At 56.2% G+C, this 8,980-nt stretch carries 8 protein-coding genes; 3 read left to right on the forward strand and 5 right to left on the reverse strand.

Annotated elements, in window-relative coordinates; genetic code table 11:
* Positions 1–265: 265 nt before the first annotated feature.
* Together arsJ and IQ254_RS27280 are read right to left on the reverse strand one after the other, a co-directional pair.
* The gene (arsJ, locus tag IQ254_RS27275) at positions 266–1,513 is read right to left on the reverse strand and encodes an organoarsenical effux MFS transporter ArsJ (protein WP_193969299.1); all 1,248 of its coding nucleotides are present in this window, start codon (positions 1,511–1,513) and stop codon (positions 266–268) included.
* A gap of 92 nt (positions 1,514–1,605) precedes the next feature.
* Complete coding sequence (locus tag IQ254_RS27280) at positions 1,606–2,613, reverse strand: ArsJ-associated glyceraldehyde-3-phosphate dehydrogenase (RefSeq protein WP_193969300.1); 1,008 nt, start codon at positions 2,611–2,613, stop codon at positions 1,606–1,608.
* A gap of 379 nt (positions 2,614–2,992) precedes the next feature.
* Between IQ254_RS27280 and IQ254_RS27285 the strand changes: the two genes are divergently transcribed.
* On the forward strand, positions 2,993–3,571 hold the full coding sequence (locus IQ254_RS27285; RefSeq protein WP_193969301.1) for a glyoxalase-like domain protein: 579 nt from the start codon (positions 2,993–2,995) through the stop codon (positions 3,569–3,571).
* A gap of 46 nt (positions 3,572–3,617) precedes the next feature.
* On the opposite strand, the gene IQ254_RS27290 is transcribed toward IQ254_RS27285, so the two are convergent.
* Both IQ254_RS27290 and IQ254_RS27295 read right to left on the reverse strand, forming a co-directional pair.
* Positions 3,618–4,451 (reverse strand): basic amino acid ABC transporter substrate-binding protein, encoded by an 834-nt coding sequence (locus IQ254_RS27290; protein ID WP_193969302.1) that lies wholly within the window; start codon positions 4,449–4,451, stop codon positions 3,618–3,620.
* A gap of 18 nt (positions 4,452–4,469) precedes the next feature.
* Positions 4,470–5,825 (reverse strand): hypothetical protein, encoded by a 1,356-nt coding sequence (locus IQ254_RS27295; protein ID WP_193969303.1) that lies wholly within the window; start codon positions 5,823–5,825, stop codon positions 4,470–4,472.
* Between the two features lie 416 nt (positions 5,826–6,241).
* Here IQ254_RS27295 and IQ254_RS27300 point away from each other — a divergent pair, with 416 nt between their 5' ends.
* Both IQ254_RS27300 and surE read left to right on the forward strand, forming a co-directional pair.
* A complete protein-coding gene (locus IQ254_RS27300; protein WP_193969304.1) occupies positions 6,242–7,120 on the forward strand; it encodes a FecR domain-containing protein in 879 nt (292 codons plus the stop codon).
* Between the two features lie 39 nt (positions 7,121–7,159).
* The gene (gene surE / locus IQ254_RS27305) at positions 7,160–7,843 is read left to right on the forward strand and encodes a 5'/3'-nucleotidase SurE (protein WP_193969305.1); all 684 of its coding nucleotides are present in this window, start codon (positions 7,160–7,162) and stop codon (positions 7,841–7,843) included.
* Between the two features lie 72 nt (positions 7,844–7,915).
* Here surE and IQ254_RS27310 read toward each other — a convergent pair.
* Positions 7,916–8,980: FAD-binding oxidoreductase (locus IQ254_RS27310; protein WP_193969306.1), on the reverse strand; the 1,065-nt coding region annotated here is incomplete at its 5' end.

Genomic DNA, 8,980 nt, shown 5'->3' on the forward strand with positions numbered 1-8,980 from the left:
AGATTGCCGGGCAGATGTTTGATAACGAATATGACCTGGCCATGACCGTCATTGAGGGCATGGAGGCACGTAGTAGAACCGGAGATTACCCACTGGAACGTTTTATATTTAATTGCGCCTAGCTACTTAGCAGAACCCAACAAGGCTGACTGTTGTTGGGTTTCACTTCGTTCCACCCAACCTACAAGAACCCTAATTTTTAGTATTGACGCTGCACTAGCCACCCGCAGCAACAACCCGGTTCCTCGGCACCGCAAAATAGGTTCTACACCGTCACCGGATGCGAAGTTTTAGGATCTGGTAACTGCGTAGTGATCAGCGCCGCCGCCAGCACAAACAGGCTCGACATCCACAGGCACCCCACCAGCCCAAACCACTGGTAAAACAGGCCTGAGGTAATCGTCCCCAGCAGCCGTCCGCCCGAGTTAGCCATATAGTAAAAGCCTACGTTTAGGCTCACATCTTTATCTTCGGTATAGGCCAGCACCAGGTAGGAGTGCACCGCCGAGTTAAACGCAAACACCACGCCGAACACAATTAACCCGCCCGTTACCGCAACGTCACCCCGCACTCCCGACATCAGCCCCAGCGCAATCAGCGCCGGTATCGCAGTCAAAATAGATGTCCAAAATAAAATGGTTTTAGCCTTGGGCACCACCTTGCCGGTACTGTCTTTGCGCAACAGCTGCGGCGCTAAAAACTGCACAATGCCGTAGCCAATCACCCAAATGGCCATGTAGCTACCCACCTGCATAAACCGCCAGCCCAGCACCTCATACAAAAACACCGGCAGCGCCACCACAAACCACACATCGCGGGAGCCAAACAAAAAGAACCGCGCCGCCGACAGCACGTTGATCTCTTTGCTCTTAGAAAACAGCTGCCGAAAGGGTACCTTTTTGCCGATCTTGCCCATGTCGGCAGGCAGCAACATTCCCGACAGCAAAATCACCGCTAATACCGCCGCCTGAATCAGCAGCGCCGAACGAAAACCGACCCATTCCAGCAGCGCTGCCCCCACAAAAAACCCCACGCCCTTGAGGGCATTCTTTGATCCCGTCAGCACAGCCACCCACTTAAATAGTCGCGAAGCGGCCTCTTTGGGCACCACCAGGCGAATGGCACTTTTGGAACTCATCTTGGTCAGATCCTTCGCAATGCCTGAGAACGCCTGGGCCGCCATCACATAGCCCACCTGCACGGGCACTACCCAGTCGGGATTGAGAAAACTCAGCATGACCAGAGCAAAAATTTGCAGGCCAATGCCGCCGTAGAGTGTCATACGCAGCCCCACCTGGGAGCCAATCCAGCCACCGAGAAAGTTGGTTACCACGCCAAACACTTCATAGAAGAGAAACAGCATGGCGATCTCAAACGGGGTGTAGCCCAGCACGTGAAAGTGCAGCAACACCATCATCCGCAGCGCGCCATCGGTGACGGTGAACCCCCAGTAGGCGGCGGTGATAATGGCGTAGTTGCGTAGGCTCTCGGGCTTGAAGGTAGAGGAGGTCATGGGGAGATGGGGAGATGGGGAATAACGGAGGCTACCGTCCCCTCCCAGGAGGGGATTCTATTCACCTTTGACTTTGCTCAGGAATCGAGCATCTACAGGCTCTGGGCTACTTTACGGGCTAGCTCTGCCATGCGGCAGGAGTAGCCCCACTCGTTGTCGTACCAGGCGAGAATCTTCACCTGGGTGTCATCGATGACCAGAGTAGAAAGAGCGTCAATAATGGACGATCGCGGATCATCCTTATAGTCAACCGACACCAGGGGCCGGGTTTCGTAGCCGAGGATACCGTTCAAGGGGCCATTGGCGGCAGCTTTCAGGAGTTGATTAACCTCCTCAACCGTAGTGGAGCGTTCTACCTCAAACACACAGTCGGTCAGCGACGCATTCAGCAGCGGTACCCGCACCGCCAGGCCGTTGAGCTTGCCCTTGAGTTCGGGGTAGATCAGCGTAATAGCGGTCGCTGACCCCGTCGTCGTGGGTATCAGCGACATCCCCGTAGCCCGAGCCCGGCGCAGATCTTTATGGGGAGCATCCACAATGGTTTGGGTATTGGTCTGGTCATGGATCGTGGTAATCACCCCGTGGCGAATGCCCAACCCTTCGTGGATAACTTTGACCACCGGAGCCAGGCAGTTGGTGGTGCAGGAGGCTGCCGTCAGCAGGTGATGCTCAGCCGGGTTGTAGAGATCATCATTAATGCCATAGACCACATTTAGCGCCCCTTCCTTAACCGGAGCAGCAACAATTACCTTCTTCACCCCATGTTCATAGTAGGGGGCCAGCAGCGCAGGGGTGCGAAACTTGCCCGAGCACTCCAGCACCAAATCAACACCATAATCTGCCCAGGACACCTCACCCGGGGTAGCACCGCTACTAAAGCTCAGCGGCGTACCGTCAACGGTCATTTTTGCGCTGCCTAGGGCTTCAACCTCAGGGGCCCAGCGCCCGTGCACTGAGTCAAATTTGAGCAGGTGGGCGGCGGCCTCTGCACCGCCCTTGATCTCATTAACATGAACAAATTCTAGTTCGGGAAAGGGCCAGCCCGCCCGCAACACCAGCCGCCCAATGCGGCCAAACCCGTTGACAGCCACTCTAACCATAGATGCTCAATTCCTCTTGTATTGCGCTTACTTCCATGACTTGCGCCGTTCTAGCCGAAAATGGCAACGCTAACGCTAGAGTCACGCGACCTCTGAATTATCATTTCAAGAAAAGTTGATGAGTTAATCATTTCAAAAAAAGTTGTTTTGTCAAGTTGCCTAGACTACAGCCGTTGAGAACGTCCGCTAAGGCTTTAGTCGCCTCAGGGGTTCTGGTACAGGTGCGTGGGCAGAGAACCTGGCCAATACCCAGTCATGCCGACAGGATTTTATTGCAGAGTTGATACACTAGATTTGCAGGGCATTGCCTAGCTGGAATCGAGCCCATTTACACATTCGGCCCATTTACACATTCGTTGTGCTATTCACGTAGAAGCCTATGTTGTTTGACCTATTGCTGCCTTCCCCGATTCCAGCTGCCCTGTTAGGGCTACCCCTCGACAGCATTATGTCGACTCAGGGCATTATGGTCATGCTGCTGGTAGCCTATGCCGGGGCAATGTGGATGTTTCTCAAAAGCGCCCCCAAGGTCTACACGGTGATGGTGTCTGATTTGGAGGTGGCCCGCAGCTTTTACGAAGGCATGCTCAATCTCCCCGCCGCTGAGGTGCCGCTGCACTACTATTACAACTACGAACAGACCCTTGGTACTGCGGGGCTTGACCCAATGTATTTAGGCGGGGCCACGGGTTTGACCAGCCAAAGCAGCCTGAACAGCCCCGAAGGGCTGTGGTACCAACTGCGTAAAAACACCCAGCTTCACGTCGTGGGCGGCGCGAGTTTGGGCGCCCGCAACCAGCAGCGTCATGTCTGCTTTGATCACAGCTGTCTGGAATACATTCTGATGCGCGTGCAGCTCGGGGGTGTGCAGCACAAAATTCGCCGCGAGAAACCCCTCAATTTTCTCGTCAGAGACTACGAGAACCAGGTGATCGAGCTGGCGGAGATCGATGGTTAGGCCCTATATCACCCGCATATCATCGGACATAGACTAGTTTTGACGCTTAGTAGACTTTGTTAGGCACGGGCTCGGGGGCATAGCCAAACCACTCACGATGCAGGCGGTCAATGGTGCCGTCAGCCTGCATGGCCTCTAGGGTGGCGTCAATTAGGGGTTTGTTGGGTGAGTCAGGGGGTAGGGCAATGCCGTAGTACTCTTCAGTCAGCAGCTCATCCAGCAGACAAATGTTTTGCAGGTTGGCCAACTCCATCATGCCCAGAGTGGTGGGCCTGTCTTTAATAACCGCATCTACATTGCCTTTCTCTAAATCGGTCAGGGCTTTTTCTGCCGAGTCAAAAGTAATCAGACGGACGTCGGGCACCTGAGCCGCCAGGTCGGCCCCAGTGGTGCCTAGCTTGACGGCAATTTTTTTGCCTGCCAGGTCTTGTAGTCCAGCTATGCCGACCTCGTCACAGCGGATGGCAATAGCCAACCCCGATTTAAAGTAGGGCCGCGAAAAGTCAATCAACCGATCGCGCTCAGCCGTAATGGTGATAGCATCGACCGCCGCATCAGCCGTTTCGGCTTCTAGGGTAGCGATTAGCCCATCGAAGGGAATGTAGGCAAAATAGACCTCTAGCCCGAGCCGTTGAGCGACCTCGGTGATCAAATCGACGTCAAAGCCCGCTAACTCTCCGTCGTCGGCAAGATAGACAAAGGGAGGAAAAGCCGGTTCTGTTGACACCACCAAAGTCTTGGGTTCACCCACGTAGCTGCGGGCCTGGCTGGGGCTGGCCTTAAAGGGCAACAATGACGTGCTACAGGATGCGCTTAAAAGCAGCATTAGCCCCCCTAGGGCAGGGGCTAAACGCTGGCGGCGGTGGTTAGCATGACTCATCTGTAGTACCAAATACTCTTAAAACAAGGGTATCGTGGCATCAATCGAGGCACCCACGAAGGTGTCGTTAAATTGCACCAGTGGCTCAGAGGATCGACCAAAACTAACCCCCCCGTAAATACTCATGCGAATAGCGGGGCTAATGCGATAGACAACTTGCCCAATCACCTGTTGAAACGTATCGTAACGATCTTGGGCAGTGTAATCGATCAGGTTGAGCTGGTAGCTGATACCGGTCTGTAGTCGAGGGGTGATGTCGTAGCCCAAGTATGCACCTCCCGATTGAAAAATGCGGCTAAAGTCAACCGATGTAGCCCCTCTCGCAGCCTGGGAACCGTTGAACTGAATCAGATAATAGGAGTCAAGCACCAGTTGGGGAGTAATGGGGTCGCGGCGGCCCAGGGTTAGGCCCAAGGCCGTGTTTTTAAAGAAGCGATTGCGGTTACCGCCGGGGCGAAACAGCTCTTGATAGGTAAAAACCAACTGCCCATAGCTACGCGGCGTTAGCCCCTGGCGTATCCCTACCCGAAATCGCAAATCGTCGTAGTTGAGGACTGACTGACTAACATAGCGCTGTAGCCCTATATCGGCGGTGCCGATGAGGACGGTTTGGGGGCCCAGGGAGGGATAGACGGCAAAAGACAGGGAAGGGCGCAAGAACGTATCGCCTGTTAACCCGCCGACATCGTTAACCGCCAGCAGGATGTTGTCGCTGTTGGCGATCGCAATCCGCGCCGTCAAAAACCCAATTTGGGGCTGAGGCTGGGGCTCTAGAGCCGGAATATTAGGGGGTTGACGAATCCGTAAAATTCCTAGGTCGGTATCTTCTGTCAGACTCCGAATCTGGATAATACCTAACTCGGGATCCTGAGAATCTGGATCGTCATCGGGATCTACCTGGGCCAGACCGCTCCCAGCGGGCTGAAAAATTGACTCTCTTCGTGAACTCGCTGAATCAGAAATAGGCCCTACTGCCGATGGAGACGGTGATACTAGCCCCTCTGAGGTGGTCAGATAGGGTTCCAGCAGGGGTGCATCGCGCTGGGGCGCTATTGGGGAGGGTCGCGTGAGACGAGAGCTCCCAACCTCAGTCTGGGCCTTGTCGGCCACTGATCGCGGCTGCCCTAGGAATGACCCTGGGGGAGGGGCTATACCCTGGTCACCAGGCGATTGTGTTGGGGCCTCTAGCCCGACGATTAAAGGGCTGGTCTCAGATAAACCATCGAGCACTGGGTCGCCACCTGGGGCTGGGCTGGCCTGGCTGGGCAGTGCCCCACAGCAGAGCAGACCAAAGCAGGCTAATGCCAGTTGAAAAGGGGTGTACTGCTGAGCCAAGGGAATCGTTCCAAATGGAATGGTGGTTGCTGTAGTCACCCGTAGATTCACTGATTTTGCCGGTCATTCCTGAAATTAAAGCGAAGTTTCACCAAATTTTTAACCAACCGGCACACAAGAATTATGCACTGGCCTAAATCTTAACTGCCAGACGCGTACCGTAAAACTAAGTTTCCTCAGCTCTTGACCTGCACCTGGGCAAACACCATCTAGGCATTGGGGTGGCGCTCAGGATGGGGCCGGGGTGTGGCCCCTGGTGCACTACTACGACTGTCGGGGTACGTTAGGGCAAGGGAGGCTGGCTGGCCTAGTAGACAAGCTTGCAGATCCTTCACTTCAACGACTTAGACCCTGCAACTCTTTTGTTCACCGCTGATGGGGCGATTCATTAAGCTATGTTTTTTCGTACCTATGATTTGCCTTTGGGGCTCCTGACTCCTTTGGGGCTCCTGACTATGGTCAGTGGGATTGCGATCGCGGCTCCGGCAGTGGCCGGAGTGCCCTTAGCCCCGGCCACCGTACGAACTAGCACCAACCAAGTCAATTTGGTATCGACCCAGGGCGCGCGGCCAGCGGCGTTAGCTGAGTGTTTTGGCCCAGGCGACACCCTGAGCACAGCGGCCCTGGCCAATGCCGAGGTCTTGTTTAACGATGGCTCGCTCGCGCGGTTGGGCGAACAGGCCAATCTCCGCTTTTGGCCTCAAACCCGTAAGCTGCACCTCAGCCAGGGCACCGCTGTTCTATTTGTGCCCCCCGGCCAGGGACGCACCACCATTCAGACCCCTAACGCCACCGTGGGGCTCAACAGCTCAGGGGTCGTGGTGCGCCATGTACCATCCCGTAATCTCACCCTGGTCATGGCCCTGGCCAATTCGACGACCGGCCCCGTATCGATTACCACTGGGGCACCCGGACAGGAGTTTGCCCTCTACGCGGGGCAAATGACTTTGATTAACGGTGTGACGTCGCAAATTGTAGAATTTGACCTGCTGGAGTTTTACCAGACCAGTAATTTAATCGCAAATTTAGACCTGGCTAACCCTGACTACCAACCCGCTGCCGATGAACCGCTGGCGGCCCTACGCCCCGATTTACTGGCGGCCCTGGCGCAGCAGCTTCCCTTCAGCACAAACGATGGTATCTTAGACCCGAATCTGATCAACGATGTCATGACGGAGGTCGATCTCCAGAGCGCTGAGCCCAATCTCGGGGTATTGCCTACGCCAATAGAAGAATTAAGACGCGATAACGATGCTCCACCCGGGGTGGTTACCCCGCTACCGACCAATCCCTCGACGCCTACTGAGCCCGTTGAGTCTCTCAGTGGGGGTTAGAGCTGAAATATCCAGATCCGGCATTCCAGGCATTCATCGATGACCTTTGTGCTCACTAACGACGACGGCATTGATGCCCCTGGTATTCAGGCCCTGCGGGTGGCCCTGGGCGATCGCGCTCCCTGGGTAGTGGCCCCCGATCGGCATCTGTCGGGCTGTAGCCACCAGATGAATCGGGGTGGCCCGATTGCCATAGTGCCGCGCAGCGATCGCGCCTTTGCCATTGGCGGCACCCCCGCTGACTGCACCCGGGTAGCCCTTAGCCACCTGTGCCCCGAGGCCACCTGGGTGCTATCGGGTATCAATGCCGGGGGCAATTTGGGTGCCGATATTTACCTGTCGGGTACCGTTGCCGCCGTGCGCGAAGCCACTCTGTTGCGGGTGCCGGGCATTGCCCTCTCCCACTACATTCAGCAGCGTCGCCCCATCGATTGGGCTCTGGCTACCCGCCTAGCTACCCGAGTACTGGATACTCTGATGGCCAAGACGCCGCCCCCTGGATGCTTTTGGAACGTCAATTTGCCCCATCTGACACCGGGCGATCCAGAACCAGAGATAGTCTTCTGTGCGCCTTGCACCCAACCGTTGCCGACCGAATTTAAAGTTGACCAGGGCCAGTTTTACTACGTCGGTGACTACGGCAACCGCCGCCACGACCCTGACTCAGACGTGGCCATCTGCTTTAGCGGCTACATCGCTGTTACCCAGCTCCGTCTGTGGTAGCGGGCCTAGGATTGAATCACCGGTCAGGGGGACTTGCCGGTGTGTAGTGCCGCTTTAGTCACCTCCTGATCATCAAATACCGCCTACAAAGCGACCGGGGCTGAGGGTATTATGGGGGTCAAACTGCGCTTTTAGCGCTTTCATTATGGCCAGAGCGTTGCCGCTGTAGCCCCAGACATCCACCGATTGCTTGATCGAGGTCGGAGCTTCGAGCAGAGTAAGGTAGCCGTTGGCGGCTTCGCTCTGCGATCGCAGCTTATGGATGACGTCTGCTTGAGCCCCTGCCAAACGCACCATGCCTATCCCGCTACCCGCATTGAGCCGGGCCAAACTCCCTGGAGGTAGCCCATCCAACCAACGCACTGCCTGGGCCGGTAGCAGGCCTACTTTGGCTACCACCGCATCATCCTGTTCGCTGGAATGAGACAAGCAAGCCTCGCCAACGGTGGTCCAAACCCGCTCATCGGCGTCGCCCTCCAGGATCGTGGCGGATAGCTCACCACCCACCATGCCTAAGAGTGCTGCCACCTGCTCTTCCACCCCTGGGTCGATAGATTGAAACCGGGTTAGCAGGGCGAAGGTTTCACCATAGCCCAGGGGTGCGGTCAAGGCCGGAGAAATCACATCCATGGCCACCGGAGTTAGAGACGACAGGCGTAGGGTGCTGACTAGGGATTCTACTGCGCTGGCTGATCCGGTAATCACCACTGTTTTCGACACATCTTGCCCTGGATACAGGCGAAAGGTGAGCTGAGAAATTACCCCCAGGGTGCCGTAGGAGCCGGTCATCAGCTTCATCAGGTCGTAGCCCGCGACATTTTTGACTACCCGACCGCCTGCCTTGGCGATCGCGCCGTCGTAGCGCACAAAGGAAATGCCGATCAGCATGTCCCGCAGACCGCCATAGCGCTGGCGTAAAGCACCCGTGTCGGCTGTAGCGACAATGCCGCCAAGCGTGGCCTGCTCTGGATAGGCTGGATCCACGGCAAGAAACTGGTTGTGCTGCGCCAGCAGCGGCAGTAAATCCGCCAGCTTCACCCCCGCCTGGGCCGTGAGGGTCATATCGCCCACCGCATGGTCGATCACCTGGTTGAGCCGAGCGGTGCTGACGATTAAATCAACCCCATCCCCTAGCCC

This window comes from Nodosilinea sp. LEGE 07088, from assembly GCF_015207395.1.
Taxonomy (GTDB): domain Bacteria; phylum Cyanobacteriota; class Cyanobacteriia; order Phormidesmidales; family Phormidesmidaceae; genus Nodosilinea.